The sequence below is a fragment of the Pseudomonas sp. R11-23-07 genome (assembly GCF_003852295.1).
GTDB lineage: Bacteria > Pseudomonadota > Gammaproteobacteria > Pseudomonadales > Pseudomonadaceae > Aquipseudomonas.
Genome location: NZ_CP027761.1, coordinates 782,583 through 807,759, shown reverse-complemented (window position 1 = coordinate 807,759; position 25,177 = coordinate 782,583). Strand labels below are relative to the sequence as shown.

At 62.8% G+C, this 25,177-nt stretch carries 26 protein-coding genes; 18 read left to right on the top strand and 8 right to left on the bottom strand.

Features of this window, described 5'->3' with window-relative positions; genetic code table 11:
* The first annotated feature begins 29 nt into the window (after window positions 1-29).
* The 3 genes from C4J84_RS03420 to C4J84_RS26215 all read left to right on the top strand — a co-directional run bounded on the left by C4J84_RS03420 (window position 30) and on the right by C4J84_RS26215 (window position 1,682).
* A complete protein-coding gene (locus C4J84_RS03420; RefSeq protein WP_124369474.1) occupies window positions 30-323 on the top strand; it encodes a putative quinol monooxygenase in 294 nt (97 codons plus the stop codon).
* A gap of 26 nt (window positions 324-349) precedes the next feature.
* On the top strand, window positions 350-1,363 hold the full coding sequence (locus tag C4J84_RS03415) for a zinc-binding alcohol dehydrogenase family protein (RefSeq protein ID WP_124369473.1): 1,014 nt from the start codon (window positions 350-352) through the stop codon (window positions 1,361-1,363).
* Window positions 1,364-1,508: 145 nt separating this feature from the next.
* Window positions 1,509-1,682, top strand: a complete 174-nt coding sequence (locus tag C4J84_RS26215; protein WP_164484509.1) for a hypothetical protein — start codon at window positions 1,509-1,511, stop codon at window positions 1,680-1,682.
* 13 nt (window positions 1,683-1,695) lie between these two features.
* Here the strand turns inward: C4J84_RS26215 and C4J84_RS03410 are convergent, their stop codons facing one another.
* Window positions 1,696-2,889 (bottom strand): multidrug effflux MFS transporter, encoded by a 1,194-nt coding sequence (locus C4J84_RS03410; RefSeq protein WP_124369472.1) that lies wholly within the window; start codon window positions 2,887-2,889, stop codon window positions 1,696-1,698.
* 85 nt (window positions 2,890-2,974) lie between these two features.
* On the bottom strand, window positions 2,975-3,166 hold the full coding sequence (locus tag C4J84_RS03405) for a heavy-metal-associated domain-containing protein (protein ID WP_124369471.1): 192 nt from the start codon (window positions 3,164-3,166) through the stop codon (window positions 2,975-2,977).
* A gap of 147 nt (window positions 3,167-3,313) precedes the next feature.
* Here C4J84_RS03405 and C4J84_RS03400 point away from each other — a divergent pair, with 147 nt between their 5' ends.
* The 3 genes from C4J84_RS03400 to cueR all read left to right on the top strand — a co-directional run bounded on the left by C4J84_RS03400 (window position 3,314) and on the right by cueR (window position 6,416).
* The gene (locus C4J84_RS03400) at window positions 3,314-3,685 is read left to right on the top strand and encodes a hypothetical protein (protein ID WP_124369470.1); all 372 of its coding nucleotides are present in this window, start codon (window positions 3,314-3,316) and stop codon (window positions 3,683-3,685) included.
* Between the two features lie 140 nt (window positions 3,686-3,825).
* Window positions 3,826-6,018 carry a cation-translocating P-type ATPase gene (locus C4J84_RS03395; protein ID WP_124369469.1) on the top strand — a complete coding sequence of 731 codons (2,193 nt, stop codon included), beginning with the start codon at window positions 3,826-3,828 and terminating at the stop codon, window positions 6,016-6,018.
* Window positions 6,015-6,416, top strand: a complete 402-nt coding sequence (gene cueR / locus C4J84_RS03390; protein WP_124361131.1) for a Cu(I)-responsive transcriptional regulator — start codon at window positions 6,015-6,017, stop codon at window positions 6,414-6,416. Before C4J84_RS03395 ends, cueR begins: the two co-directional genes overlap by 4 nt.
* A 145-nt stretch (window positions 6,417-6,561) precedes the next feature.
* Here cueR and C4J84_RS03385 read toward each other — a convergent pair whose 3' ends face one another.
* Window positions 6,562-7,458: a PA4780 family RIO1-like protein kinase gene (locus C4J84_RS03385; protein ID WP_124434917.1), complete on the bottom strand. Its 897-nt coding sequence runs from the start codon at window positions 7,456-7,458 to the stop codon at window positions 6,562-6,564.
* 135 nt (window positions 7,459-7,593) lie between these two features.
* Complete coding sequence (locus C4J84_RS03380) at window positions 7,594-8,871, bottom strand: acetyl-CoA C-acetyltransferase (protein ID WP_124369468.1); 1,278 nt, start codon at window positions 8,869-8,871, stop codon at window positions 7,594-7,596.
* Window positions 8,872-8,976: 105 nt separating this feature from the next.
* On the opposite strand from C4J84_RS03380, the gene C4J84_RS03375 reads away from it, so the two are divergent.
* From C4J84_RS03375 to C4J84_RS03360, 4 genes are all read left to right on the top strand, one after another.
* The gene (locus C4J84_RS03375) at window positions 8,977-10,329 is read left to right on the top strand and encodes a 3-oxoacyl-ACP reductase (RefSeq protein ID WP_124434916.1); all 1,353 of its coding nucleotides are present in this window, start codon (window positions 8,977-8,979) and stop codon (window positions 10,327-10,329) included.
* A 2-nt stretch (window positions 10,330-10,331) separates the two neighbouring features.
* Window positions 10,332-11,180 (top strand): MaoC/PaaZ C-terminal domain-containing protein, encoded by an 849-nt coding sequence (locus C4J84_RS03370; RefSeq protein WP_124434915.1) that lies wholly within the window; start codon window positions 10,332-10,334, stop codon window positions 11,178-11,180.
* Between the two features lie 299 nt (window positions 11,181-11,479).
* Entirely contained in the window at window positions 11,480-13,252 is a 1,773-nt protein-coding gene (locus C4J84_RS03365) for a collagen-like triple helix repeat-containing protein (protein ID WP_124434914.1), read from the top strand.
* 187 nt (window positions 13,253-13,439) lie between these two features.
* The gene (locus tag C4J84_RS03360) at window positions 13,440-15,122 is read left to right on the top strand and encodes a ShlB/FhaC/HecB family hemolysin secretion/activation protein (RefSeq protein ID WP_124434913.1); all 1,683 of its coding nucleotides are present in this window, start codon (window positions 13,440-13,442) and stop codon (window positions 15,120-15,122) included.
* A 106-nt stretch (window positions 15,123-15,228) separates the two neighbouring features.
* Here C4J84_RS03360 and C4J84_RS03355 read toward each other — a convergent pair whose 3' ends face one another.
* Both C4J84_RS03355 and C4J84_RS03350 read right to left on the bottom strand, forming a co-directional pair.
* Window positions 15,229-15,633 carry a response regulator gene (locus C4J84_RS03355; RefSeq protein ID WP_124369463.1) on the bottom strand — a complete coding sequence of 135 codons (405 nt, stop codon included), beginning with the start codon at window positions 15,631-15,633 and terminating at the stop codon, window positions 15,229-15,231.
* A 31-nt stretch (window positions 15,634-15,664) separates the two neighbouring features.
* Window positions 15,665-15,856 carry a Flp family type IVb pilin gene (locus C4J84_RS03350; RefSeq protein WP_124361123.1) on the bottom strand — a complete coding sequence of 64 codons (192 nt, stop codon included), beginning with the start codon at window positions 15,854-15,856 and terminating at the stop codon, window positions 15,665-15,667.
* A 325-nt stretch (window positions 15,857-16,181) separates the two neighbouring features.
* Here C4J84_RS03350 and cpaB point away from each other — a divergent pair, with 325 nt between their 5' ends.
* Genes cpaB through C4J84_RS03310 form a run of 8 tightly spaced genes read left to right on the top strand, consistent with a single transcriptional unit; the run spans window position 16,182 to window position 23,591 of the window.
* Complete coding sequence (gene cpaB / locus C4J84_RS03345; protein WP_124369462.1) at window positions 16,182-17,102, top strand: Flp pilus assembly protein CpaB; 921 nt, start codon at window positions 16,182-16,184, stop codon at window positions 17,100-17,102.
* 15 nt (window positions 17,103-17,117) lie between these two features.
* Complete coding sequence (locus C4J84_RS03340) at window positions 17,118-18,338, top strand: type II and III secretion system protein family protein (RefSeq protein ID WP_124369461.1); 1,221 nt, start codon at window positions 17,118-17,120, stop codon at window positions 18,336-18,338.
* On the top strand, window positions 18,335-19,531 hold the full coding sequence (locus tag C4J84_RS03335; RefSeq protein ID WP_124369460.1) for a pilus assembly protein: 1,197 nt from the start codon (window positions 18,335-18,337) through the stop codon (window positions 19,529-19,531). The genes C4J84_RS03340 and C4J84_RS03335 overlap by 4 nt, the downstream gene beginning before the upstream one ends.
* The gene (locus C4J84_RS03330) at window positions 19,528-20,790 is read left to right on the top strand and encodes a CpaF family protein (RefSeq protein WP_124369459.1); all 1,263 of its coding nucleotides are present in this window, start codon (window positions 19,528-19,530) and stop codon (window positions 20,788-20,790) included. Before C4J84_RS03335 ends, C4J84_RS03330 begins: the two co-directional genes overlap by 4 nt.
* Window positions 20,791-20,809: 19 nt before the next feature.
* Window positions 20,810-21,691 carry a type II secretion system F family protein gene (locus C4J84_RS03325; protein WP_124369458.1) on the top strand — a complete coding sequence of 294 codons (882 nt, stop codon included), beginning with the start codon at window positions 20,810-20,812 and terminating at the stop codon, window positions 21,689-21,691.
* 1 nt (window position 21,692) lies between these two features.
* The gene (locus C4J84_RS03320; RefSeq protein ID WP_124434912.1) at window positions 21,693-22,586 is read left to right on the top strand and encodes a type II secretion system F family protein; all 894 of its coding nucleotides are present in this window, start codon (window positions 21,693-21,695) and stop codon (window positions 22,584-22,586) included.
* Between the two features lie 10 nt (window positions 22,587-22,596).
* Window positions 22,597-23,319: a tetratricopeptide repeat protein gene (locus tag C4J84_RS03315; RefSeq protein WP_124434911.1), complete on the top strand. Its 723-nt coding sequence runs from the start codon at window positions 22,597-22,599 to the stop codon at window positions 23,317-23,319.
* Between the two features lie 2 nt (window positions 23,320-23,321).
* Window positions 23,322-23,591 (top strand): DUF3613 domain-containing protein, encoded by a 270-nt coding sequence (locus tag C4J84_RS03310; protein ID WP_124361115.1) that lies wholly within the window; start codon window positions 23,322-23,324, stop codon window positions 23,589-23,591.
* Window positions 23,592-23,733: 142 nt separating this feature from the next.
* Here the strand turns inward: C4J84_RS03310 and C4J84_RS03300 are convergent, their stop codons facing one another.
* Both C4J84_RS03300 and C4J84_RS03295 read right to left on the bottom strand, forming a co-directional pair.
* Window positions 23,734-24,507 carry a response regulator transcription factor gene (locus C4J84_RS03300; RefSeq protein ID WP_124434909.1) on the bottom strand — a complete coding sequence of 258 codons (774 nt, stop codon included), beginning with the start codon at window positions 24,505-24,507 and terminating at the stop codon, window positions 23,734-23,736.
* Between the two features lie 125 nt (window positions 24,508-24,632).
* A complete protein-coding gene (locus tag C4J84_RS03295) occupies window positions 24,633-25,103 on the bottom strand; it encodes a prepilin peptidase (RefSeq protein WP_177412765.1) in 471 nt (156 codons plus the stop codon).
* Window positions 25,104-25,177 lie beyond the last annotated feature (74 nt).

Sequence of the window (25,177 nt, the reverse complement as noted above, 5' to 3'; positions counted from 1 at the left end):
CGCCGTTCCTTTTCGACCAGGAGTTGAGTATGTCCACTGCTTTTAACGTCATCGCCACGCTGGTCGCCAAGCCTGGCCAACAAGCCACTCTGGAAACCCTGCTGCGCGGCCTGCTCGAACCGACCCGCCTGGAACCCGGCTGTGAGCAGTACGACCTGCATCAGGACCTGCAACATCCCGAGACGTTCTACATGCTCGAGCGCTGGAGCGATGAGGCGGCCCTGGCTGACCACGATCAGAGTGCGCATATCCAGAGCTTCCGGGCCCAGGCCGCCGAGGTGATTGAACACTTCGACCTCAAGCGCCTGAAGTTTCTCGCCTGACCACCAACCCTTTACCCGGAGCAATCATGAAAGCCATCGCCTATTACAGCTGCCTGCCCATCACCGACACGAACGCCCTGCAAGACATCGAACTGCCCGAACCCGTGGCCGGGCCGCGCGACTTGTTGGTGGAAGTCAAAGCCATCTCGGTCAACCCGGTGGACACCAAGGTGCGCCAGAACGTCGCCCCGGAACACGGCGCCGCCAAGGTGCTCGGTTGGGACGTGGCCGGTGTGGTCAAGGCGGTCGGCAGCGAAGTCACGCTGTTCAAGGCCGGTGACAAGGTGTTCTACGCCGGCTCACTGGTGCGCCCTGGCGGTAACAGCCAATTGCACACTGTGGATGAACGCATCGTCGGTCATATGCCACAGACCCTGGGTTTCGCCGAAGCCGCCGCGCTGCCGTTGACCGCCATCACGGCCTGGGAGCTGCTGTTCGAACGCCTGCAGGTCCCCGAGGGCAAGGCGGACCTGGGCCAGAGCCTGCTGATCGTCGGCGCAGCGGGCGGCGTGGGTTCGATCCTGACCCAGTTGGCCAGACAGCTCACTGCACTGAAGGTCATCGGCACCGCCTCGCGCCCGGAGACTCAAGAATGGGCCAAGGCCCTCGGCGCCGACCTGGTGATCGACCATAGCCAGCCGCTGAGCGAAGCGCTGAAAAACGCCGGCCACCCGCACGTGACCCACGTCGCCAGCCTGACCCAGACCGACCATCACCTCGACCAACTGGTGGAAGCCCTGCAGCCCCAAGGCAAGCTGGCGCTGATCGATGACCCCAAGGCGCTGGACGTCAGCAAGCTCAAGCGCAAAAGCCTGTCGCTGCATTGGGAGTTCATGTACACCCGCTCGATGTTCGAGACACCGGACATGATTGAGCAGCATCACCTGCTCAACCGCGTGGCCACGCTGATCGACGCCGGCACCCTGAAAACCACGGTAGGCGAGCACTTCGGCGTGATCAATGCGGCGAACCTGCAGCGTGCCCACGCGCTGCTGGAAAGCGGCAAGGCCAAGGGCAAGATCGTTTTAGAAGGGTTCTAAAAAACGGCTGTCAGTGTCGTCTGTCACTGATGTAGGTAATGGGCGACACCATTAGTCCGAGAGTTGACGTTTGTCATATTTGTGCGCGCTTACGGGTTTATATTGGCCGCCTTTGCCACGATTCTTTTACGTGAGGAAGTCAGCAATGAAGATCCTGATAAAAGCGTTAGCAAAATCGCAGTGGGAGGTCCGCCTGGACCAGAAGTCGATTATTTTCCACACCGAAGCCGAGGCCCGTGCTTTCGCCGACACCTTGCAAGCCCGCATCCAGGCTCCCCACCGTTTCCCACTCAGCCAGCAACGCGCCGCCGCTGGCTGATCGGCTCTTCAGATCAGACCTGCGCCTGCGCGGCCCTGGCCCGTTGCAGGCGCTGGGTCGACATCGCTATCGTCACCGCCAGCACACCGCACAGGCTGATCACCATCGCCATCGGCATCGCCGTGCCGTCATGCAACGCGCCAACTAACGATGCCGCCCCCGCCGCCACGCCGAACTGAATGCAACCGAGCAATGCCGACGCGCTGCCAGCACGGGCGCCTTGCCCGTTCATGGCGCACGCCGAGGTGTTAGGCAAAATGCAGCCCAGGCTGGCGATGCAGATGAACAGCGGCACCAGCAACGGCCACAGGGCTTCGGTGCGCAGCGCTGCAATGCCCAGCAGGGCCAACGCCGCCGCTACATAAACCCACACCGTACGCGAGAGCAAAAACGCCGGGCCGCGCTTGGCCAGTAGCCGCGCATTCAACTGCGCCACCAGGATAAACCCGGCGGCGTTGGAGCCAAACAGCCAGCCGTAATGCTCGGCGGGTACGCCATACAGCTTGATGAACACAAACGGCGAACCGGCAATGTAGGCAAACATCCCGGCAATCGAGATGCCGCCGGTCAAGGCGTAGCCGAGGTAAACCCGGTCTGACAACAGCGCGCCGTAGCGGCGCAGCGAGCCGGACAACGGCTGGCGCGGCTGATGCGCCGGAAACGTTTCCGGCAAGCCCACCGCCACCGCAACCGCCGCCATCACGCTGAACAGCGACAGCGCCAGGAAAATCGACTGCCAGCCCCACACGCCTACCATTATCCCGCCCGCCAGCGGTGCGAGAATCGGCGCCAGGCCAGTCACCAACATCAGTTGCGAATACACCTTGGCCGAGCCCACGGCATCGCATTTGTCACTCACCACCGCCCGTGAGATCACCATGCCCGCGCAACCGCCCAGGGCCTGCACGAAGCGCGCGCCGATCAGCCATTCCAGGGAGGGCGCGTACGCACAGGCGAAGGACGCGAGGGTAAACAGCGTGACGCCGCTGAGCAGCGGCACGCGCCGGCCAAAGCGGTCGGCCAAGGGGCCGTAGATCAATTGGCCGATGGCCAGCCCACCGAAATACACCGCCAGGGTCAGCTGGATGTGTTTTTCATCGGTTGCAAAAGCGGCTGCCATCGCCGGGAAACCCGGCAGGTAAAAATCGATCGCCAACGGCGCGAAGGCGCTCAAGGCGCCCAGGATCAGAATTATGCGGAGGTTCATCAGACACCCAAGTGAGTCGGCAGCCCGACAGTCTAGCCGCGCTTGGGCGTCTTGAACATTAAGATAGCTCGCTAACTATCGAGAATCAGACGACTGTGTAGCCTTCTTCTCTGATCAGGCCCGCGATCGCTTCACGGTCCAGTTTGCTTTGGACACTGACCTGCTTGGCCGCAAGGTCCACCGTGACCTCGGCATCTGCATCCTGGCTGCGCACCGCCTGGGTCACCGCACGAACGCAATGGCCGCAGGTCATTCCTTGCACCTTGAATACTTGCATGACATGTCTCCTTTGATGAGGTTGAACGCAGTCTCGACCTTGCCACGATGGCAAGGTCAAGTTTCAGAAACGTCGGCCGGGCTGGTATTCGGTGGCGACGTCGGCCAAGCTTCACCTTCAATAGAAGTGAACCACGGAGCATTCGCCATGCGCTGGTCGATTTTTGCCCTTGCCGGCCTGATGAGTTTTTCTACCGTTGCGCCCGCCGCTGAAGACTATGCGGTGCTGATCATTTCCCGCGAGCGCCTGGAGGTGCCGACCAACTGTGAGATCGGCCTCTACATTCAGGACCAACTGGCCGGGCGCCTGTTCCAGGAACAAGCCACCTCCTTCAATTTGCCGCCGGGCGATGTGTCATTGCGCCTCAAGCTGCTGCCGAGCCAGACACCGGGCTGCTTGCCGGGCATGCTGGCACCGCCGGCACAGAACATCACACTCAAGGCCGGAGATGTACGCAAACTGCGTATCGCCCAAGGCCCGGACGGTATGTACCTCAAAGCCGCCACGCTGGAATACTGAAGCCGCCGATCGTCCCCATGCTCCGCGTGGGGACGCCTCATGGGGATGCATTCCCACGCAGAGCGTGGGAACGATCGCGCTTGACCTTCCCCACAGGTCAAGGTTGATCCTAGGAGCATCGTCTTCTGGAGGACTGCCCCATGAATGGACCCACCACGTTTGACCTGCCCATCAGCGGTATGACCTGCGCCAGTTGCGCCGGCCGTGTGGAGCGTGCGCTGGGCAAGGTGCCGGGGGTGCAACGGGTCAGCGTCAACCTGGCCAACGAACGCGCCCACATTGAAGTACTCGGCCAGATGGCCCCCGACGTACTGATCGCCGCGGTGGAAAAAGCCGGCTACGGCGCGACCCTGCCCCAGAGCGCAACCGCCACCCAGGCCAGTCAAGCCCAGCGCCTGCAACGCGAACGCTGGTCGCTGATGCTCGCGATCGTGCTGGCGTTGCCCCTGATACTGCCGATGCTGGTGGAACCCTTCGGCCTGCACTGGATGCTCCCCGCCTGGGTTCAGTTCGCGCTGGCGACGCCGGTGCAATTGATCCTCGGTGCGCGTTTCTACAGTGCGGCGTGGAAAGCCGTGCGCGCCGGTGCGGGCAATATGGACCTGTTGGTGGCGATCGGCACCAGCGCCGGTTACGGCTTGAGCGTCTATCAATGGCTCACCCAACCCGCTCCGCACTTGTACTTCGAAGCCTCGGCCGTGGTGATCGCCCTGGTGCTGCTGGGCAAATACCTGGAGAGCCGCGCCAAGCGCCAAACCGCCAGCGCCATACGCGCCCTCGAAGCCTTGCGCCCCGAGCGGGCGGTCCGCGTGCTGGAGGGGCGCGAGGAAGAGGTCGCCATCAACACGCTTACGCTCGGTGACCTGGTGCTGGTCAAGCCAGGCGAACGTTTTCCGGTGGATGGCGAAGTGGTCAACGGCCAAAGCCATGCCGACGAAGCACTGATCAGCGGCGAAAGCCTGCCGGTGCCGAAGCGGCCCGGCGATACGGTTACTGGCGGCGCGATCAACGGTGAAGGCCGCCTGTTGGTGCGTACCCGGGCCCTGGGAGCGGAAAGCGTGCTGGCACGGATCATCCGCCTGGTCGAAGACGCCCAGGCCGCCAAGGCTCCGATCCAGAAATTGGTGGATAAAGTCAGCCAGGTATTCGTCCCGACCGTGCTGGTACTGGCATTGCTCACCCTGGCGGGCTGGTGGCTGTACGGCGCCCCGCTGGAGAGCGCAATCATCAATGCGGTCGCGGTACTGGTGATCGCCTGCCCATGTGCCCTGGGCCTGGCGACGCCGACGGCGATCATGGCCGGCACCGGCGTCGCCGCGCGCCATGGCATTCTGATCAAGGATGCCGAAGTCCTGGAGCATGCCCGTGGGGTGAGCGCCGTAGTCTTCGATAAAACCGGCACCCTCACTTCGGGCACGCCGAAAATCACCCATTTGGCGGCGCTGGATGGCAACGAATCGTTACTGCTGCAACAGGCGGGGGCCTTGCAGCGCGGCAGCGAGCACCCGCTGGCCAAGGCCGTGCTGGACGCCTGTGACGAACGCGGGCTGAACGTGGCCGATGTCAGCGCCAGCCAGTCCCTGACTGGGCGCGGCATCGCCGGAACCCTTGATGGCCGGCCATTGGCCCTGGGCAATCGGCGTCTGTTGGAAGAGGCCGGCCTCAGCGCGGGCCAGTTGAGTCAGCGCGCGACGGCATGGGAAGCCGAGGGGCGTACCTTGTCCTGGCTGATCGAGCAAGGCGCAAGCCCTCGCGTGCTGGGGCTGTTCGCATTCGGCGACACGCTCAAGCCCGGCGCGCTGCAGGCCGTGCAGCAACTCAAGGCGCAGCACATCAGCAGCCACCTGCTTACCGGCGACAATCGCGGCAGCGCGCGGGTGGTTGCAGAGGCGCTGGGCATCGACGATGTACACGCCGAAGTGCTGCCCGCCGACAAAGCCGCCACCGTGACCGCACTGAAAAAAACCGGCGTGGTGGCCATGGTCGGCGACGGCATCAACGACGCACCGGCCCTGGCCGCCGCCGATATCGGCATCGCCATGGGCGGCGGCACCGACGTAGCCATGCACGCCGCCGGCATCACCCTGATGCGCGGCGACCCGCGCCTGGTGCCGGCGGCACTGGAGATCAGCCGCAAGACCTACGCGAAAATCCGCCAGAACCTGTTCTGGGCCTTTGTGTATAACGTGATCGGCATTCCCCTGGCGGCCTTCGGCCTGCTCAACCCGGTGCTGGCAGGTGCGGCGATGGCGTTGTCCAGCGTCAGTGTGGTGAGCAATGCGTTGCTGTTGAAAACCTGGAAACCCAAGGACTTGGAGGATCAACGCCCATGAATATCGGCCAAGCCGCTCGCCAGAGCGGGCTGAGCGCGAAGATGATTCGCTACTACGAATCCATCGGTCTGCTCAAGGCAGCCCACCGCACCGACAGCGGTTATCGCATCTATGGCGCCGACGACCTGCACACCCTAGCGTTCATCAAACGCTCGCGCGACCTGGGGTTTTCACTGGAAGAGGTCGGCAAACTGCTGACCTTGTGGCAGGACCGACAACGGGCCAGCGCCGACGTGAAAGCCTTGGCGCGCCAGCATATCGATGAGCTGAATCAGAAGATCCGCGAGCTGGCGCAACTGCGCGACACGCTGCAAGACCTGGTGGAGCACTGCCAAGGCGACCACCGACCGGATTGCCCGATCCTCAAGGAATTGGCCTCCGGCAGTTGCTGCACCTGATATTCCAACTGACTCACCAAAAAACTAAATGTGGGAGGGGGCTTGCCCCCGATGGCGGTGTATCAGCCACTGTATATGCTGACTGAACCACCGCTATCGGGAGCAAGCCCCCTCCCACACTTTTAGATCTCCATGTGCCAGGAGATCACTGCATCCAAGGCGGCGGCGGTTCTTCGGCGGTCTTGGTGGGTGAGGCATCATCTGCCGCGCGATTCGCTTGCTTGCGCTCTTCATCCAGCCGCGCCGCTTCGATCTCGCGGATCACACCGCCCACATCCGCCAGTTCTTCCGGCTCGTCGAACTCACCGGTCAAGATGCTGGCCGGGTGCAGGATACCGGCTTCGTACAGCGCCCACATTTCCTTGGCGTACTTGGTCTTCTTCAGCTCCGGGGCAAAGCGCCCGAAGTAGGAAGCCATGTTGCCCACATCCCGCTCCAGCATGCTGAACGCGTGGTTGTTGCCCGCCGCATCTACCGCCTGGGGCAGGTCGATGATCACCGGGCCCGTTGGCGTGAGCAGTACGTTGAACTCGGACAGGTCACCGTGCACCAGCCCGGTACACAGCATCAGCACGATCTGGGAAATCAGGAAGGCGTGATATTCACGCGCCTGGTCCGGCTCCAACGTCACGTCATTCAGGCGCGGCGCCGCATCGCCATACTCGTCGGCGACCAGTTCCATCAACAGCACGCCTTCAAGAAAGTCGTACGGCTTGGGCACGCGAACGCCCGCACCGGCCAGGCGGAACAACGCCGCTACTTCGGCGTTCTGCCAGGCATCTTCGGTTTCTTTCTTGCCGAACTTGGAGCCCTTGGCCATGGCCCGGGCCTGGCGGCTGTTACGGACCTTACGGCCTTCCTGGTATTCGGACGCCTGACGAAAGCTTCGTTTATTCGCCTCCTTGTAAACCTTGGCGCAACGCAATTCGTTGCCGCAGCGCACCACATAAACAGCTGCTTCTTTACCACTCATCAGTGGGCGCAGCACTTCGTCGACCAGACCGTCTTCGATCAGGGGTTCAATGCGTTTGGGAGTCTTCATCAGCTTTTATTGTGGGTCCTGTATTACCAAACACGCGTGTGGCACTCGTTATACGGCAATCGGCGCGCCGGTGGGAGAGGCTACCGACCTCTGGCCCACGAAGAATGCATTCAATATGCCAATTTTGCCCGGTAATCAACGTTCGATAATCGCCGTCACACCCTGCCCCCCCGCCGCACAGATCGAAATCAGCCCACGCCCTTTCCCGGCCGCATCCAGCAACTTGGCCAGGTTGGCGACGATGCGCCCACCAGTCGCGGCGAACGGGTGCCCGGCGGCCAGTGAGCTGCCTTTGACGTTCAGACGGCTGCGGTCGATGGCGCCCAGCGGTGCATCCAGGCCCAGGCGCGTGCGGCAATAGTCGGCATCTTCCCAGGCCTTGAGCGTGCACAACACCTGGGCGGCGAATGCTTCGTGGATCTCGTAGTAATCGAAGTCCTGCAGCGTCAGTCCGTTCCTGGCCAACAAACGCGGTACGGCATACACCGGCGCCATCAGCAGGCCTTCGGCACCGTGGACGAAATCCACCGCCGCCGCTTCGCCATCGCGCAGGTACGCAAGGATCGGCAAGCCGCGCTCCTTGGCCCAGGCTTCACTGCCCAGCAGCACCAGCGAGGCGCCGTCGGTCAGCGGCGTCGAGTTGCCGGCGGTGAGCGTGCCCTTTTCACTGCGCTCGAAAGCGGGCTTGAGTGCGGCAAGTTTTTCCAGGGTCAGGTCAGGGCGCAGGTTGTTGTCGCGGGTCAGCCCCAGAAACGGCGTCAGCAAATCGTTGTGCCAGCCTTCGGCGTAGGCGGCGGCCATTTTCTGGTGGCTCTCCAGGGCAAGTTGGTCCTGCTCGGCGCGGGGGATCTGCCAGGTCTGCGCCATCAGCTCGCAGTGCTGGCCCATGGACAAGCCGGTGCGTGGCTCACCGTTGCGCGGCAGTTCCGGCTTGAGGTGCTGCGGACGAAGTTGTAACAAGACTTTAAGTTTATCCACCATGGACTTGCTGCGGTTGGCCTGCAGCAAAATCTTGCGCAGGCCTTCATTGACGCCAATCGGCGCATCGGAGGTGGTGTCCACCCCGCCGGCGATACCGCATTCGATCTGGCCCAGGGCAATCTTATTGGCCACCAGCAATGCCGCCTCCAACCCGGTGCCGCAGGCCTGCTGCACGTCGTAGGCCGGGGTTTGCGGCGACAGGCGCGAGCCGAGTACGCATTCGCGGGTGAGGTTGAAATCGCGGGAATGCTTGAGCACCGCGCCGGCGGCCACCTCGCCGAGGCGCAGGCCGTGCAGGTTGAAACGTTCGATCAGGCCTTCCAGGGCAGCGGTGAGCATCGCCTGGTTACTTGCCGTGGCGTAGGGGCCGTTGGAGCGGGCGAAAGGAATGCGATTACCGCCAATGATCGCCACACGGCGCAATTGAGTCATGGAAAGCTCCCTCTGTCTGTTATGGGCGTGATCAGTGAGCCTAGTCGAACGACTGCTACCCTGGGATGGTCCACCTTTTGAACCCCAGTCTTCGGAGAGCGTTCCATGTCAGACCGTTATATCGACTTCGCCAACTCCAGCCTCGGCCATCGCCTGGTCGCCGCCCTTGGCCTGCCGTCGCCGGTACGCCTGGAACGCTGGCAAGCCGGGCGCCTGCGCCCGGTGGAAGGTGCACTGCTGCTGGGCGGTGGCGCGCTGGTGACTAACGTGTTGCCGTTTGCCAACAAACTCACCGATGCCGTCTACAGCTACGGTGCCGAAGTGCTGGACGCGCCGGCGTGGATTCCGGGCCACGGTCCCAAGCTCAAGGCCGTGGTCTTCGACGCCAGCGCCTTACAGCACACCGATCAGCTCAAGCAGCTACGTGAATTTTTCCAGCCCCTGCTGAAAAACCTCGCTCACAGCGCCCACCTGGTGATCCTTGGCCGCGCGCCGGAAAGCCTCAGTGACCCGTTCGCCGCCAGCGCCCAGCGCGCCCTGGAAGGGTTCAGCCGCTCCCTGGCCAAGGAACTGCGCAGCGGCGGCGTGCTGCAGTTGCTGCAGGTGGACGAGGGTGCCGAGGACCAGTTGGAAGGCGCACTACGGTTTTTCCTGTCGCCCAAAAGCGCCTATATCTCCGGGCAGGTGATTCGCCTGCAGGCCTGCGCCACGCCGGTCGAAGACTGGACACGCCCGTTGGCCGGGCGCAAAGCCCTGGTGACCGGCGCTGCGCGTGGTATTGGAGCATCTATCGCCGAAACCCTGGCCCGCGATGGCGCCGAGGTGATCCTGCTGGATGTGCCCCAAGCCAAGGCCGACCTCGACGCCCTGGCCGCCCGCTTGAATGCGCGTACCCTCACCCTGGACATCTGCGCCGAAGACGCCGCCGGCCAGTTGATCGAACACCTGCCTGATGGCCTCGATATCCTGGTGCACAACGCCGGTATCACCCGCGACAAGACCCTGGCCAACATGACCCCGGAATACTGGGACGCGGTGCTGGCGGTCAATCTCAATGCGCCGCAGGTGCTGACCAAGGCGCTGCTCGACAGCGGCACCCTGCGCGACAATGCCCGCGTGGTGCTGCTGGCTTCCATCAGCGGCATTGCCGGCAATCGCGGGCAAACCAACTATGCCGCGAGCAAGGCCGGGCTGATCGGTTTGGCCCAGGCATGGGCACCGCTGTTGCAAACGCGCGGGATCAGCATCAACGCGGTCGCTCCCGGTTTTATCGAAACCCAGATGACCGCGCATATTCCGTTTGCCCTGCGTGAGGCCGGACGACGCATGAGTTCCCTGGGCCAGGGCGGTGTGCCGCAGGACGTGGCCGAAGCCGTGGCCTGGCTGAGCCAGCCGGGTTCGGGCGCCGTCAGCGGCCAGGCGCTGCGGGTGTGTGGGCAAAGTCTTCTGGGAGCGTGAATATGCAATGGCAGATACTGGACAGCACGCCGTTTCTACCGCCGCTGTACTGGCGTGCGGCGCTCAAGCGCAAGATCACCGGCAGCGCACTGCCCGAGCACGGCCTGCGCTGCCAGGTTCGCGTCGACCCCAGGGCTGTGGCGGCGTACCGCAAGGTTTGCGGTTTTGCTGACAGCCCGATGCTGCCGGCGACCTATCCGCATATCCTCGCGTTCGGCCTGCAGATGCAACTGCTGACCGACAAAGCGTTCCCGTTTCCGTTGCTGGGGTTGATCCACCTGAGCAACCGTATCCGCCTGCATCGGCCCTTGGGCAGTGTGAGTGAGCTGACGGTCGGGGTGTATGCGTGCGACCTCAAGCCCCATGCCAAAGGCGCGACCTTCGATGTGGTGACCGTGGTCGAGGATGCCCTCGGGCTGCTCTGGGAAGCTGAAAGCACGATGTTATGCCGGGGCGTAAAGCTTGAGGGCGAGGCCGAGGAACGCACGTTGGTGATTGACGCTGCCCTCACCGAGCTCACGCGCTGGAAAGCGCCTGCCGATATCGGTCGCCGTTATGCCCGCGTGTCCGGCGATTACAATCCGATTCATCTCAGCGCGCTGACGGCCAAGCTATTCGGCTTTCCCCAGGCGATTGCCCACGGGTTGTGGAACAAGGCCCGCACGTTGGCGGCCATGGGCGAGCAACTGCCGGTGACCAATGTCGAAATAGCCGTTGAATTCAAGAAACCCGTACGCCTGCCCAGCGAAGTGATTCTGATGACCAGCGGCGCCGGTTTAACTGGCGAGTTGGTGTTGAACGGCGCCGGTAACATCCAGCATATGCTTGGAGAGTGGCGACCGGTTGCCTGAGAGACACTGATTAATTGTATATATACACCTTAAGTTATAGCGGACCCGACCGGGTCCGCTACTGCATTCAACCCTTTGATTTACAACTAACAGGCAGCCAGCACTATTTGAATTTATAACGTTCGTATTAGTGCTTAAGACGACCAAGACCTTATGTATATAAATCGTTAATACCAAGTTGAGATTGCGAGAAAACCGGCCCGGGTCTGTGATAACCACACGGACAAACGTATCGCTAGCCAAAGAAATAGCGAACGTTTGAAACAACCAAGGTTGTACCAGGTGCAAGGAACTCAATCATGAAAACTCAAGTAGTGTTTTGGAAAGCAAGTACCGCGCTGGCGTTGATTCTGGCCATGAGCCTCGGCGGCTGCAGCAGCGGTGGTGGCGGGCATAAATCCAACGTGGCAGCGTCTTCGCCGGATGCTGGCGCAGGTGCTGGTGGCGGGACGGGTGGTGGCACTGGCGGCGGCGACGGCACTGGCGGTGGTACCGGTGGTGGTACCGGCGGAGGCACTGGTGACGGTACTGGCGGGGGCACTGGCGGCGGTACTGGCGATGGCACCGGTGGCGGTACTGGCGGTGGCACTGGCGGCGGTACTGGCGGGGGCACTGGTGGCGGAACCGGCGGCGGCACTGGCGGTGGCACTGGTGGTGGCACTGGTGGTGGCACTGGTGGCGGAACCGGCGGTGGCACTGGCGGCGGTACCGGCGGCGGTACCGGCGGCGGTACCGGCGGTGGCACCGGCGGCGGCACCGGTTCGACAACCACCCCACTCGTCACTGGCCAGATCGCCGGCACCCTCGGCACCACCGTGGGCAATGTAGGCGCAGCGGTGGGTGACCTCGGTTCGACCTTGAACGGTGTTCCCATCGTCGGCACAACTGCTGGCGGCCTGGTCACTTCGGCCGGCACCGCCGTGACCAGCATCGGCACTGGCGTGACGGCGGGCCTGGGCTCCCTGGGCACCAGCAGCAACTCCCTGGGCATCACGGTCGCGGGCGTCGGCAATGGCGTCGCCGACCTGGGCGGCGGCCTGTCGACCACCGGCCAATCGCTGTCGACTACGCTCGGCGGGGTTCCCGTCGTCGGCGGCTTGACCGGCGGCGTGGGCGGTGCAGTCGGTGGCGTAGTGGATAAAGTGGGCACCACGGTGACCATGCTCGGCGATACCCTCAGCACGGCCAGCACCACCGGCCCATTGGGTTCCCTGACCGGCACCCTGGGCGGCAAAGTGCTGGTGCCGGTGGTGTCGCTGGTGGAAAACACCACCGGCAACCTCGGCAACGCAACCGGCCTGGGCACGCCCGTCAACGGCCTGGTGGATAAATTGGGCGCCACCGTCACCGGCCTTGGCACTCAAGTCGCCAGCACCGGCGGCGCAGGCAACCCTGTGACCACGATTGTCGGCAGCGTGCTGACAGGCGTAGGCGGCACACTCGACAAGTCCGGCGGCTATGTCGCGCCAACCGGCGGCGCCGCAGCACCCGGCATACCGGAACTGGTCGGCGGCCTGGTGAACAACGTCGGGACCGGCCTGAACGTCGGCAACACCAACGGCACGGTCAGTGCAGCCGGTGTGACCGGCGGCGCATTAGGCAACACCGTTGCCTCCGTGGGTACCGTGCTCGGTGGCACGGGTGTCGCCAACACGGCCGCCACTGCACCGGTCGCAACGGTTGCAGCCAACGTAGGCGCTGCGCTGAACCCAGTAACATCGGGCGTCACCGCACTGACGCAAAACATCGGCACCACCACCGGCGTCGGCACTCCAGTCAACGGCTTGGTGACCCAAGTCGGCGGCGCCGTCAGCAGCCTGGGCACTAACCTGAGCACCGCCAACGCCAACCCGGTCACCACGACCCTGGGCACCACGGTAACCGCCGTCGGCAATACTGTCAGCTCGGTCGGTGGGCTGGTCACAGGCGGCACCGGCGGTACCAGCGGTGGCCTGCTCGGCGGTCTGAATATTGGCGCCACAGCCCCCGCCACAGGCACCGCACCCACCACTGGCGGCACGGCAACAACGGGAGGTCTGGGCGGCTTACTGAACGGCCTGAGCGGCAAATAGAAATGCACCTGGCCGATTAGACGGCCTCCCCTACAGCGCCTACGCTTGGTTGAGACGGGAGACCCTGACTAAGTCTCTCGTCTTTTTTATGGGCCGCTGCTGGATGTAGACACTCAGCGCCCTCCCGAACCGCGCCCCAGAGCGCGGCGGGCCCGAAACGCTGCTGCAATTGACCATGGAGTGTCCTATGCGCGTGTTGACCCCGTTGTTATTGCTTACCCTCAGCGCTTATGCCCAAGCCGAGACCCTTCCCAGCTTCCTCAACAGCAACGACACCGTTCGCACCCTGCCGGTCCCCAACCTGCCCGCCGACGCCTATCGACCGGCCACGCCGCAAACCCAGGTGCCGGAAACGCCGCCCACTTCGGGCCAGCCGTTGTTGATGGACACCAAGGTCACCATTCGCAAGCTGCAGATCGAAGGCGGCACGGTCTACCCGCTCACCGAGACGGCCCAGGTCTACGCGCCGTTGATTGGCCATGAGACCAACCTCGCGCAACTGATCGAGGCCACCCGTGGCATCACCCGTCGCTACCAGCAGGACGGCTACCTGTTGTCATACGCGTTCCTGCCGCAGCAGACCTTCGAAAACGGCTTGGTCCGCGTGGTGCTGGTAGAAGGCTACATCAAGGATTATCAACAAACCGGCGACATCGGTTCGGTGTCGGCCTACGTCGACAAACTCGCGCAAAAACTCCTGGCCGAACGCCCACTCACGCGCGAGACCTTCGAACGCTACACCACGCTGATGAGCCGCATCCCCGGCCTCACCGTACAGGCACAAGTGCCGCCGCCGGGCACCACCGATGGCGCCACGCACATGCAGATCCAGGCCAGCCGCAAACCCTTCACCACCAGCATGAACCTGGTGCAGAAAAGCCGCGGCGGCACCCAGGCCTTGCTCAGCGCAACCAGTAATGCTCAAACCTCAATGGGCGAACAGCTCAGCCTCAGCGGGTTGTTTCCGCCCGGCGAGGACAAAGAGCACTACTACCGCATGGACTACAACCAGTTCATCAATACCGAGGGCACCCAACTGGCCCTGGCCGCCGAGCGTTATCGCGCCGACCCCAGCAGCAGCGTGCAATTGGACGGCGGCTTCGAACTCAAGCCACACCAGTCGATCGATCGCTACTCCATCGGCCTGAGCCACCCCTTCATTGCCTCACCCACCGAGTCGCTCACCCTGGGCACGCGCCTGTATGCCGTAGACCAGACCACCCGCTATAAACTGGTGGGCTACCCGCTGCGCTTCGATATCGAATCCAACCTGCGCGCCCTGGCCTTCGAGGGTGACTGGCGCAAGGCCGACGCCAGGCAGTTACGCATTCTCAGCGGCGGCTTGTATCAAGGTATCGACGGTCTGGGCGCCAAGGCCCGCAGCGACCTGGACGTAGCAAAGCCCGATCTGGATTTCTTCCGCTTGCGCCTGTCCGGCGTGCAAAGCGACAAGTTCTTCGACAACTGGCAAGGCGTGCTCTCGAGTGCGCTCTACTGGAGCAACAACACCCTGCCCGACAGCGAGCGGGCCACGTTTGGCGGGCAGAACTTCGGCCGTGGCTACCCCGATGACCAAGGCTCGGGCGACAAGGGCTGGGGCGTGGCGTATGAGGTCAACTACAGCTTCAACCGGGCCGGCGATTGGGTGAAGGTGCTGCAACCTTACGTAGCGCTCGACCGCGCCAAGGCCTGGTTCAACGACCTGCCGGTCAAGGCCAGCGACATGTCCTCGGCAGCGGTGGGTCTGCGCTTTGGCGATAACAAGTACTACAACATCGCCCTGGAAGCGGCCAAGCCGATGTCGGACATCGCCCTGGACAGCTTCAACCGGCGGCCGCGGTATACGTTGAGTTTCAGTTATCAGCTGTAAACGCCCATCTCTGCAGGAGCGAGCTTGCTCGCGAAGAACGCCAAGGCGACACGGGGAACCAGGAGGCCCACGTCATCGTTAACGTTCTTCGCGAGCAAGCTCGCTCCTACAACTGGCGAATTGTTTTGGGGAACAGACTGTTCAACGTATCGAGCAGCCGCGCGAGGTAGATGGGCTTGCGAAACAGGTCCAGCACCTGCAGGCGCAGCATGTCGCTGACGTCATCCATTTCCGCATGCCCCGACATGACGATCACGGGCAGGTGCGAGCGGGAGGTGTGTTCGCGCAGACGCTTGATCAAGGAGATACCGCTTTCCTCAGGCATGCGCAGGTCGGTGATGACCAGGGCAATATCGGGATGCAGGGTGAGTTCCTGCAGCGCGAACATCACGGAGGTGGCGGTAAAGCAAACGAAGCCCTCGTTCTCCAGCGACTCCGCCAGTTCAACGAGGGCACCTTCTTCGTCGTCCACCAACAGGATTTGTTGGCGGGGAGAGACAGCAGCATTCATGAGCACGACCTGATCAATCAACAACGGCAACTCATGGGGAAATGGCAGTACCGATCCTGGTAAAGAAGGCCGTGATCTGAGGCCCCAGCGTCGTTCCGGCGGCGAGTACCACCAGCGCCACAATCGCCACCAGTATGAGGTACTCGATGGCTGTCGCGCCGTCTTTACGGTGAAATAACAATTGCAGTTGAACGTGAAGCTTCATCAGCAGAGCAAGGACCATAACACTTCTCCTCAGGCGACCAAGCGCCGTATCCCGATACCGCACAGTGATTGCGATGTGCCATCCAAAGCATTGACAACAAAGCCCAGCCTCACAACTGTAAGAACTGATTAGTCCTAAAGTAGTAGTTGCTCTTCTGACGCCGTAAATGTGTGTTTTAAAAGGGCACGTCCAGCTCCCTGAAGAAAACTTTCTGTCAGTAATGGCATTTTGTCCTAGCTCAACTACCGTCAAGTAGCGAAATAGTTAGTCACCGTTCGGCCGGGTTGCGAAAGTAGCCTGTTGGACAGACAGGCGGTGGTGCAACGGGAAAAGGGGAGCCGTCATGAACACGCGTCTAAGCATGGTACTGGCCGCTGTGTTGTTGGTCGGTGCGTTGTTTGCCGGTTACTGGGGGTTGGTCCTCAGCCGTGAGCCTGCTCCGGCGCCGCCACAGGCTGCTCCCGTCGAAAAAGCCGTCGCTGTGGTGGAAGACCAGACCCGTCAATCGGTGGTCGTGCTGGCCCACGATGTGCCGCCCTTCGTAGCCCTGACTGCCGCTGACCTGAGCCTCGAAAAACTGCGCACGGCCCCGGCCGGCAGCATGAGCCATATCGACCAGGCGGTTGGCCGTACCCCGTGGCGGGCGCTCGGCGCGGGCACCTGGCTCAACGAGGAAAGCTTCACCCCTGGCGGGCCGCTGGCACGGATGATCCGCGCCGATGAACGCGCCCTGGCCGTCGCCGTCGATGAAGTGATTGGCGCGGCCGGCCAGTTGAGCCCTGGCGACTATGTGGACGTACTGCTGTACCTGCGCCAGGACGCGGCCAACCTTGAACAATCGGCCCAAGTGGTCGTCCCCGCCATGCGCCTGCTCAGCGTCGGCGATCAGATGGGCCTGACCAACGACGGCAATCCCGCCTCCCCTCCCGCGCTCACCGCCGAAGAGAAAGCCCAACGCCATGCGCCCTCGCGCACGGTGGTGCTGGCCGTGCCCGAGCAGTTGCTGAGCAGGCTGATGCTCGCCACCCAGGCCGGCACCTTGCGCCTGGCCGTGCGCAGTGCCGACGAACGCCTGCTGAGCCGCTACTGGGCCGGCGCAGACGATGCGCCGGGCGATCTGCAGAACGCCAACCGCGACCTCTATCAGTTCACCCAACTGGCCTTCGCCCAGGCCCCCAGGAAAGTGGCCCAGAGCAGCGCCCCGCGCCGTGCTGGCGTCGAGGTGATACGCGGCAATCAAGCAACTCAACAAACCCCCGACTGAACAAGGATGCTGTGCATGAACCGACGTTTCATACCGGTGTTCACGCTGAGAATTACCTGTGCGTTGCTGCTGTCGCACCTGTCCATCGGGCTGGCCATGGCCGCTGCAAGCAATTGCGCCACCCTGGCTCAACTGCCCGCCGCGTTGTCGGTAGGCGAAGGCCTGCAACAGGAACTGCAATCGCCGGTGGCCATAACACGCCTGGCCATTGGCGATCCGAAAATCGCTGACGTTCATCTCAATGGCGACCGGGGTTTCCTGCTGACCGGCGTCGGCTCCGGCACCACCAGCCTGATGGTGTGGACCGCCTGCTCGACCACCCCGCGCCAGAGCATGGTGTTCGTCAAGGGCAAGGCCAATACCGCCTTGACCAGTCTTTCGCTGTCGCCCGCCGATGATCCTTTGCTGCCCAGCCAGGTACAGACCGATATCCGCTTCGTCGAAGTCAGCCGCACCAAACTCAAGGAGGCCAGCACCAAGATCCTGGGCATCGGCAACAACTTCTTCCTCGGCAGCCCCAACTTGCTGTCCCCCACGCCCGGCACGTTCAAGCTGCCGGTGAGCGCCGACAACTTCAACATCGGTTTTGGCGGCGGCCGCGTCTCGGCGATGATCAACGCCCTGGAAAGCAGCGGCTTTGCCTACACCCTCGCGCGGCCGAGCCTGGTGGCCATGAGCGGGCAAAGCGCGACGTTCCTCGCTGGCGGTGAAATACCGGTGCCGGTGCCGAGCAGCGGCAGCGATACCATCTCGATCGAATACAAGGAGTTCGGTATTCGCCTGACCCTCACCCCGACCGTGATCGACCGCAACCGCATTTCCCTCAAGGTGGCGCCGGAGGTCAGTGAGCTGGATTACACCAACGCCGTGGTCATCGAAAATATCCGCGTGCCGGCCCTGACCATTCGCCGCACCGATACCAGCGTGTCCCTGGCCGATGGCGAAAGCTTCGTGATCAGCGGCCTGATCAGCAGCAACACCACCACCAGCATCGCCAAGTTCCCAGGCCTGGGCGACATCCCGATCCTCGGGGCGTTCTTTCGCGATTCCTCGGTTCAGCGCGAGGACAAAGAGTTGCTGATGATCGTCACGCCGCACCTGGTGCAACCGCTGGCGGCCAATGCCCAATTGCCGTCGTTGCCCGGTGAGAAAATGCGCAACTACGACCCGAACTGGTATCGCCTGTTCTTCCTCGAAAACGGTAATTTCGACCGTCTGAACGGGTTGTCCCAATGAGCGACAATCTGAGCCAGACCTTCCTGGCAATCACCCGCAATACCACCGACCTGGAATGGCTGCAGGGCGCGCTGGCGCCCCTTGGCCAAGTGGTCGGTGCCGGCAGCGGCACCCTGGATGAATTGCTGGCCCTGGTCGATGTGACCTTCGCCAACCTGGTGTTCATCGGCCTCGACCGCGAGCATCTGGTGGCCCAGAGCGCGCTGATCGAAGGCGCGCTGGAAGCCAAGCCGATGCTGGCCATCGTCGCCCTCGGCGACGGCATGGACAACCAGCTGGTGCTCAACGCGATGCGCGCCGGGGCGCGGGACTTCGTCGCCTACGGCTCGCGCTCCAGCGAAGTCGCCGGGCTGGTACGCCGCCTGAGCAAGCGCCTGCCCGCGGTCACCACCCACACGCAGCTGGGAGGCCTTTCGGTGCTGTACGGCACCCAGGGCACTTCCGACGGTGCGCTGCTCACCAGCCACTTGGCGCTGGTGGTGCAAAAAAGCGGCCAGCAGACGCTGTTGCTCGACCTCGGCCTGCCACGCGGTGACAGCCTGGCGCTGCTGGGCCTGGAAAGCTCGTTCAATTTCGGCGATGCCCTGCGCCATTTGAGGCGGCTGGACGCAACCCTGATCAACAGCGCCTTTACCTCAGCCGAAGACGGCCTGCGCATTCTCGCCTACGCGCCCCACGATGAGCTGCTGGAACACACCAGCGCCGCCGAGCTGTACATGTTGCTCAGCGCCCTGCGCCAACATTTCCAGCACATCGTGGTGAACCTGGTCGGCCAGCCGGACAGCGAAGCCTTGCGCACCTTCGTCAGCCATTGCGACAAGCTGCTGTGGTGCACCGACCAGAACGTGCTGGACTGCCGACGCAACCTGGCCGTACTGAGCCATTGGCGCGAAAAAGGCATGAAGCTCGAACACGCCACGCTCTTGATCGATGGCTACCTCAAAGGCTGCGCGCCTGACGCCGAAGCGCTGAGCAAAAGCTTCGGCCTGGAAGTGATTGCGGTGTTGCCACTGAGCCCGGAGGTGCGGCTGAACGCCAAGAACCAGGGGCAAACCCTGTTTGCGCTGGCGCCGCGCGAAGCCCTGACGCAGGTACTGAAAACCCTGGGCGAGCGCTTGGCAAAACGTTCGCAAGACCCCACCCAAAAACCCCACAGCCGCTGGCTGGAGCGCTTGCTCGGAGCCGATAAATGACCACTGAAAAACTCTTCGGCGCACCCGCGCGCGGCGTGGCTGGCAACACCGATCACGACGGCCTGAAGCTGGTGCTGCATCGCTACATCATCGATGCCATCGAAGAGTCGGGGCTGAACCTGCTGGAAGGCTCGCGCCAGTCGCTGGCGCAATTTGTCATCGACAAAGTGGCCGAGTACATCAATCGCATGCACCTGGCGATCTCGCGCTATGAGATGGAGCGCCTGGCCGAAGAAATCGTCGACGAACTGACCGGCTTCGGCCCGCTGGAAGTGCTGCTGCGCGATCCGTCCGTCACCGAAATCCTGGTCAATGGCCCGCACCGGGTGTTTATCGAACGTGACGGTCTGCTGCATCAAAGCGATTTGCGCTTTATCGACGCCCACCATGTGGAGCGCGTCATGCAGCGCATCCTCGCGCCGCTGGGACGGCGCCTGGATGAGTCGTCGCCGATGGTCGATGCGCGCTTGCCCGATGGCAGCCGGGTCAATGCGATCATCCCGCCGATTGCCTTGGACGGGCCGTGCCTGTCGATCCGAAAGTTTCGCAAGGACATGCTCAAAAGCAGCGACCTGGTGGCCATGCAGACCATCGACCAGAACATCTTCGACTTCTTCCAGGAAGCAGTAGCCAAGCGTTGCAATATCCTCATCAGCGGCGGGACCGGCACCGGTAAAACCACACTGCTGAATATTCTCAGCCAGTTGATCAACCCCCATGAACGCCTGGTCACCATCGAAGACGTGGCCGAATTGCAATTGGGCCATCCCCATGTGGTGCGCCTGGAAACCCGCCCGCCGAATGCCGAGGGGCATGGCGAGGTCAAGGCCAGCGACCTGATCCGCAACGCCTTGCGGATGCGCCCCGACCGCATCATTCTCGGCGAGATTCGCGGGGTGGAAGTGCTTGATGTACTGACCGCCATGAACACCGGCCATGACGGCTCCATGAGTACCGTGCACGCCAACAATGCCGCCGATGCCCTATTGCGCCTGGAAACCCTGGTGGGCCTGACCGGCCGCATGATCGCAGAAAAGACCCTGCGGCAAATGATCTGCGCGGCGCTGGATGTGGTGGTCCAACTGACCCGCCTGCCGGACGGACGTCGTTGCGTCAGCGAAGTGGTCGAGGTGGTGGGCATCCGCGAAGACGTGTACGTGACCAACACCCTGTTTCGCCATGACCGGCGCACCGGTTTCGGCTTCGTGCGTGAAGCGCTCCACCCGGCCGGCGACAAACTGCGCCGCGAACCGGTATAGCCTTGAGGGGGAACCAAGCATGACCGGGGCCATCCTGCTACTCATCTGCCTGATCCTGATCGGCCTGTCGATCCGCTCGTTCCAGCATGGCTTGCGCCGTGCCCAGACCGAACGCGTGCTGGGCCGCCTCGCCGAAGGCCAGCCACAGCTCGCCGAAGAAAACGACTCGTGGAATCGCGTGGAACGCATGTTCCTGCGCGCAGGCCTGGGCAAACCCAGCGACAGCCTGGGGCTGTGGCTGACCCTGTGGGGCCTGGGCGCGGTACTCGGGTTGATCGTCGCCAGTTGGGTCGGCCTGCTGGTGATGCTGGTGCTGCCGCCCGTGCTGCTGCGTCTGTACATCGCCTGGCGTTATCAACGCCGCATCACGCGCATGATCGAACAGCTGCCGCAATTGCTCGACCACACCGTGCGCAGCCTCAAGGCCGGACGCACCCTGGCCGATGCGGTGCTGGGCGGAATCGACGTGGCCGAAGACCCGCTGAAAAACGCCATGGGCCGGATCCAGCGCAACGTGCAACTGGGGGTCAGCCTGCCGGAGTCCGCCCACGACTTCGCCGAATTCTATGAGCGCGACGAGTTGCGCTTGTTCGCCCTGGGCTTGAAGGTCAACCACCGCTATGGCGGCAATGCCAGCGAGCTGTTGGAAAACCTGATCAAGATGATCCGCGAGCGCGAGCAAGCCGCGCGCCAGTTACGCGCCCTGACCGGCGAAACCCGGGTGACCGCCTACGTGCTCACAGCGCTGCCCATTTCCATGGTGGGCTATTTCCTGGCGGTCAACCCAGCCTACCTGATGACCATGTGGAATGACGGCACCGGCCGCATGCTGTTATTCGTGGCCCTGGGTATGCAGGTGCTCGGCTGCTTCGCCCTGTGGCGCATGTTGCGGAGCGTATGAGATGGCTATTTCGCTGCTGATCAGCGCCGTGTTGTTGCTGGCCGCCCTGGCGCTGGTCCTGGCCAATCTGGTCAAACATCGGCGTGGTCGGCGCCTGGTTGCCCAACGCCTGCAGGGCCAGTTGGGCCGCGAACACCGTCTCGGGGCGATGATGCGCCAGCTGGGCAACAGCCCCCTCGCGCAACGTTCGGTCAGCCTCGACAACGAAACCCAGACGCTGCTCAACCGCATAGGTTGGCGCACCGCCAGCCAGCGCTCGATGTTCGCCGCCTTCCAGATCGGCACGCCGGTGCTGCTGTTGGTCGTGGCCCTGATCGCTCAACCGTTGCTGTTTCCTAAAAGTGGCTCGCCGTGGCTGCTGCCCCTGATCGCGCTGGGCATCGGCTACCTGTTGCCCAAGCGCATCCTGGCCAGCGTGGCCAAGGCGCGCCAGCTACGGATCTCCCAGGAGGTGTCGACCTTCATTCCGCTGCTGCGGATCCTGTTCGAATCGGGTATGGCGGTCGAACAGGCATTGCGCGTATTGAGCATCGAAGCGCAACACCTGCTGCCGACCCTGACCCATGAACTGCGGCTGGTTCTGCACCGGGTCGACTCCGGGCTGGAGCTCAGTGAGGAACTGGGCACGACCGCCAGGCTGCTGGCCGTGGATGAGTTCACCGACACCTGCATCATCCTTCAGCAACTGATCCAGCAGGGCGGCGGTGCGATGAAGTCATTGCTGGCGCTCAAGCAATTGCTCGACGACCGACGCCTGACACGCATCCAGGAATTCGTGTCGAAGATGTCGGCGAAAATGTCGGTGGTGATGATGGTGTTTTTGTTTCCCGCCTTGCTGATCGTGCTCGGGGGGCCGGCCTTCATCGGTATCACCCGGGCGTTGAGTAACCTATGAGGAGCGCCCGATGAAAGCCTTGATAGCCGCTTTGAGCCTGTTGCTGCTGGGAGGGTGCGCCACCAATGGCCAAACCCCATGGGCCGCCCTGACCGCCCCCGGCAGTTGCCCCAAGCCTGGCGCCGAACACGAGTTGTCGTTGAGCCTGGCCGATGAAATGGCCAACGACGGCAAACTGCACGCCAGCCTGGCCAACCTGCAGAGTTTGCCGGCCGGTCTGCCCCAGGTTCGTCTGCGCCAGGCCAAGGCTTATCGTTTGCTCGGGCGCAGCGAGGCAGAGCCGCTGTACCGCAGCCTGCTCGGCACCTGCATGGCCGCCGAAGGCGAACACGGCCTGGGGCAACTGGCTTCGGCCAAAGGCGACAACGCCCGGGCCATGGCCCACTTGCAGCGCGCGGCGCGGCTGGCGCCCACCGACGAGAAAATCCGCAATGACCTGGGCGTGGTGTACCTCAACCAACTGCGCCTGGACGACGCGCGGTTTGAATTCATGACCGCCATGGAACTCAAGCAAAGCGACCCACTGGCAGCGATCAACCTGGTGACGCTGCTGATCTATCAAGACAACTGGAAGCAGGCCGCGCAGGTGGTCAGCCAAATGGGCCTGGGGCCAGAACAAGTCACCGAAGCCCAGGCCCGTGCCGAAAAACTCAAGGCTTCAAGCGCGACCGCCGCCAAGGCCAAGGACCAGATCGCCAGAGTCAGCGACGCCAACAGCAACCCGAGGAATTGATGATGAAACTGCCTTATTTCGCAAGCCTGGCCGTGCTGGCCTTGCCGCTCGGTGTCATGGCCATCGAGCCCGGCCCCTCCTCGCCACAGCAGGCCGCCACGGAGAACTGGCTGGCGTTGCAGGTCAGCGGGACAGCCGCGTCGGCGACGCCACAGTCAGCCTCCGCCACCGAACGCGACGTGGCTGCCCAGCGCTGGGTGGACAGCTTCAAGCATGAGATTCCGGAGTTTTTCGAGCAGAAGATCGGCGGCAAAACCCAAGGGGACAACTGAGCGGTGATCGTTGGTGATCGTTCCCACGCTCCGCGTGGGAATGTAGCCCGTGACGCTCTGCGTCAGCTGTGCGCATTACCGCGGTGGGCGCGACGCGGAGCGTCGCAGAAGGCATTCCCACGCAGAGCGTGGGAACGATCACTCAGTGAGCCGTCACCCGCTGGCGCAGCGTCGAATTACTCGGCGATAACGCCAGCGCCAACTGCGTACGGTTGTGCATATGGGTCAGCCGCAGCACTTGCGACACATACAGCTTGACGGTGTTCTCAGTGATGCCCAGCTCGCAGGCAATCTGATAGTTGGTCTGCCCTTTGCCAACCAGCCTGGCCACATCCAGCTGACGCGGTGACAGCTGGTTGAAGACCGCCGGAATTTCCACCGGCCCGGTTTCTTCCGTCGTGGCCTCTTCACCCTTAGGATTGCGGCGCACTTTATCGAGGTCCTGGTACAGGTCGTTGATCGACTCGGATAGAAATTGCAGCTTCTGGTTCAGGTTCCCCAGTTGCAGGTCGTTCTTGCGCTCTTGCAACGCGGCTAGCTGGCGCTGCAAACCTTCCAGCAACTCGTCCAGATTGATCGGCTTCTGATAGTAGTCCGCGATCCCGGCGCGCAGGGCCTTGATCACGTCCTGTTTGTCGGCGCGCCCGGTCAGCATGATCGCCTCGAAGACCCGCTGCCGGCCGGCCACTTTTTGCAGGGCCTGGACCAGTTCGATGCCATCCATCTCCGGCATATGCAGGTCACACAGCACCAGGCCGATCTCGGTGTCTTCGCTGAAACGTGTCAAGGCTTGCTGGCTGGACTCACACGGCACACAACGCAACCCGCTGCTTTCAAGAAATTCGCAAAGCTCTTCCACGATCAACGGCTGATCGTCGACCACAAGCACTTTTACCGCAGAATTAAGCTTGTCCACACGCTACTCCATGCCTGGCAGCCAGAAGATTGACCCATCCTTAACCACGAATATTCCTATACAACGCTTGATTAAACGTAGACGTACTTTCCAACTATGTACATAGCGTTAATCCCTTCCGACGTTCAATGGATCCAAAACCAGACAAGCGCAAATCCCACCAGCAAAAACGGCGCAAATGGCAGTTTTTTTGACGGTGCGGGCGCAAGGTGCCCCAGGCAAGCCGCAAGCCGTTGACTCATAAGCGGCCAGAGCCTTGGCGCCAGCAACAGCCACAGCCCGCTCGCCACGGCTGCGCCGATAAACGCGCCCAACAAATACTCGGCATCCGACGCCAGGGCCAAGGCCGCGAGCAGCTTCACATCCCCAGCGCCAAGACGGCCCAAGGCGTACCCCGGCAAGGTCAACAGCAGCGCCAGAATAAACGCCCACAGACCTTGGCCGACGGGGGCACCGAGCCAGGTGCTGCCGGTCCAGAACAGGTAGATCCCCGCCAACGCCGCAACGCCCAGCGTCAGGCGATTGGCGAGCAAGCGCTGCCGCGTGTCCTGCACCGCGCAAAGCCCCAACCACAACAGCACCACCGCACCCTGGATCACCTAAAAAACATCCCTTTTCGCCGATTGATTCTATGCTGATATCAAGTAGTAGCCGTCAGGGTAGACGCGGT

Bases quoted from the DNA above. Each gene is read 5' to 3' on its own strand.
- C4J84_RS03420 (WP_124369474.1), top strand. From the start codon at position 30: ATGTCCACTGCTTTTAACGTCATCGCCACGCTGGTCGCCAAGCCTGGC.
- C4J84_RS03410 (WP_124369472.1), bottom strand. From the start codon at position 2,889: ATGAACCTCCGCATAATTCTGATCCTGGGCGCCTTGAGCGCCTTCGCG.
- cueR (WP_124361131.1), top strand. From the start codon at position 6,015: ATGAATATCGGCCAAGCCGCTCGCCAGAGCGGGCTGAGCGCGAAGATG.
- C4J84_RS03325 (WP_124369458.1), top strand. From the start codon at position 20,810: ATGACCGGGGCCATCCTGCTACTCATCTGCCTGATCCTGATCGGCCTG.
- C4J84_RS03395 (WP_124369469.1), top strand. From the start codon at position 3,826: ATGAATGGACCCACCACGTTTGACCTGCCCATCAGCGGTATGACCTGC.
- C4J84_RS03385 (WP_124434917.1), bottom strand. From the start codon at position 7,458: ATGAAGACTCCCAAACGCATTGAACCCCTGATCGAAGACGGTCTGGTC.
- C4J84_RS03405 (WP_124369471.1), bottom strand. From the start codon at position 3,166: ATGCAAGTATTCAAGGTGCAAGGAATGACCTGCGGCCATTGCGTTCGT.
- C4J84_RS03355 (WP_124369463.1), bottom strand. From the start codon at position 15,633: ATGAATGCTGCTGTCTCTCCCCGCCAACAAATCCTGTTGGTGGACGAC.
- C4J84_RS03360 (WP_124434913.1), top strand. From the start codon at position 13,440: ATGCGCGTGTTGACCCCGTTGTTATTGCTTACCCTCAGCGCTTATGCC.
- C4J84_RS03310 (WP_124361115.1), top strand. From the start codon at position 23,322: ATGAAACTGCCTTATTTCGCAAGCCTGGCCGTGCTGGCCTTGCCGCTC.
- C4J84_RS03335 (WP_124369460.1), top strand. From the start codon at position 18,335: ATGAGCGACAATCTGAGCCAGACCTTCCTGGCAATCACCCGCAATACC.
- cpaB (WP_124369462.1), top strand. From the start codon at position 16,182: ATGAACACGCGTCTAAGCATGGTACTGGCCGCTGTGTTGTTGGTCGGT.
- C4J84_RS03330 (WP_124369459.1), top strand. From the start codon at position 19,528: ATGACCACTGAAAAACTCTTCGGCGCACCCGCGCGCGGCGTGGCTGGC.
- C4J84_RS03320 (WP_124434912.1), top strand. From the start codon at position 21,693: ATGGCTATTTCGCTGCTGATCAGCGCCGTGTTGTTGCTGGCCGCCCTG.
- C4J84_RS03400 (WP_124369470.1), top strand. From the start codon at position 3,314: ATGCGCTGGTCGATTTTTGCCCTTGCCGGCCTGATGAGTTTTTCTACC.
- C4J84_RS03315 (WP_124434911.1), top strand. From the start codon at position 22,597: ATGAAAGCCTTGATAGCCGCTTTGAGCCTGTTGCTGCTGGGAGGGTGC.
- C4J84_RS03365 (WP_124434914.1), top strand. From the start codon at position 11,480: ATGAAAACTCAAGTAGTGTTTTGGAAAGCAAGTACCGCGCTGGCGTTG.
- C4J84_RS26215 (WP_164484509.1), top strand. From the start codon at position 1,509: ATGAAGATCCTGATAAAAGCGTTAGCAAAATCGCAGTGGGAGGTCCGC.
- C4J84_RS03370 (WP_124434915.1), top strand. From the start codon at position 10,332: ATGCAATGGCAGATACTGGACAGCACGCCGTTTCTACCGCCGCTGTAC.
- C4J84_RS03415 (WP_124369473.1), top strand. From the start codon at position 350: ATGAAAGCCATCGCCTATTACAGCTGCCTGCCCATCACCGACACGAAC.
- C4J84_RS03380 (WP_124369468.1), bottom strand. From the start codon at position 8,871: ATGACTCAATTGCGCCGTGTGGCGATCATTGGCGGTAATCGCATTCCT.
- C4J84_RS03350 (WP_124361123.1), bottom strand. From the start codon at position 15,856: ATGGTCCTTGCTCTGCTGATGAAGCTTCACGTTCAACTGCAATTGTTA.
- C4J84_RS03340 (WP_124369461.1), top strand. From the start codon at position 17,118: ATGAACCGACGTTTCATACCGGTGTTCACGCTGAGAATTACCTGTGCG.
- C4J84_RS03375 (WP_124434916.1), top strand. From the start codon at position 8,977: ATGTCAGACCGTTATATCGACTTCGCCAACTCCAGCCTCGGCCATCGC.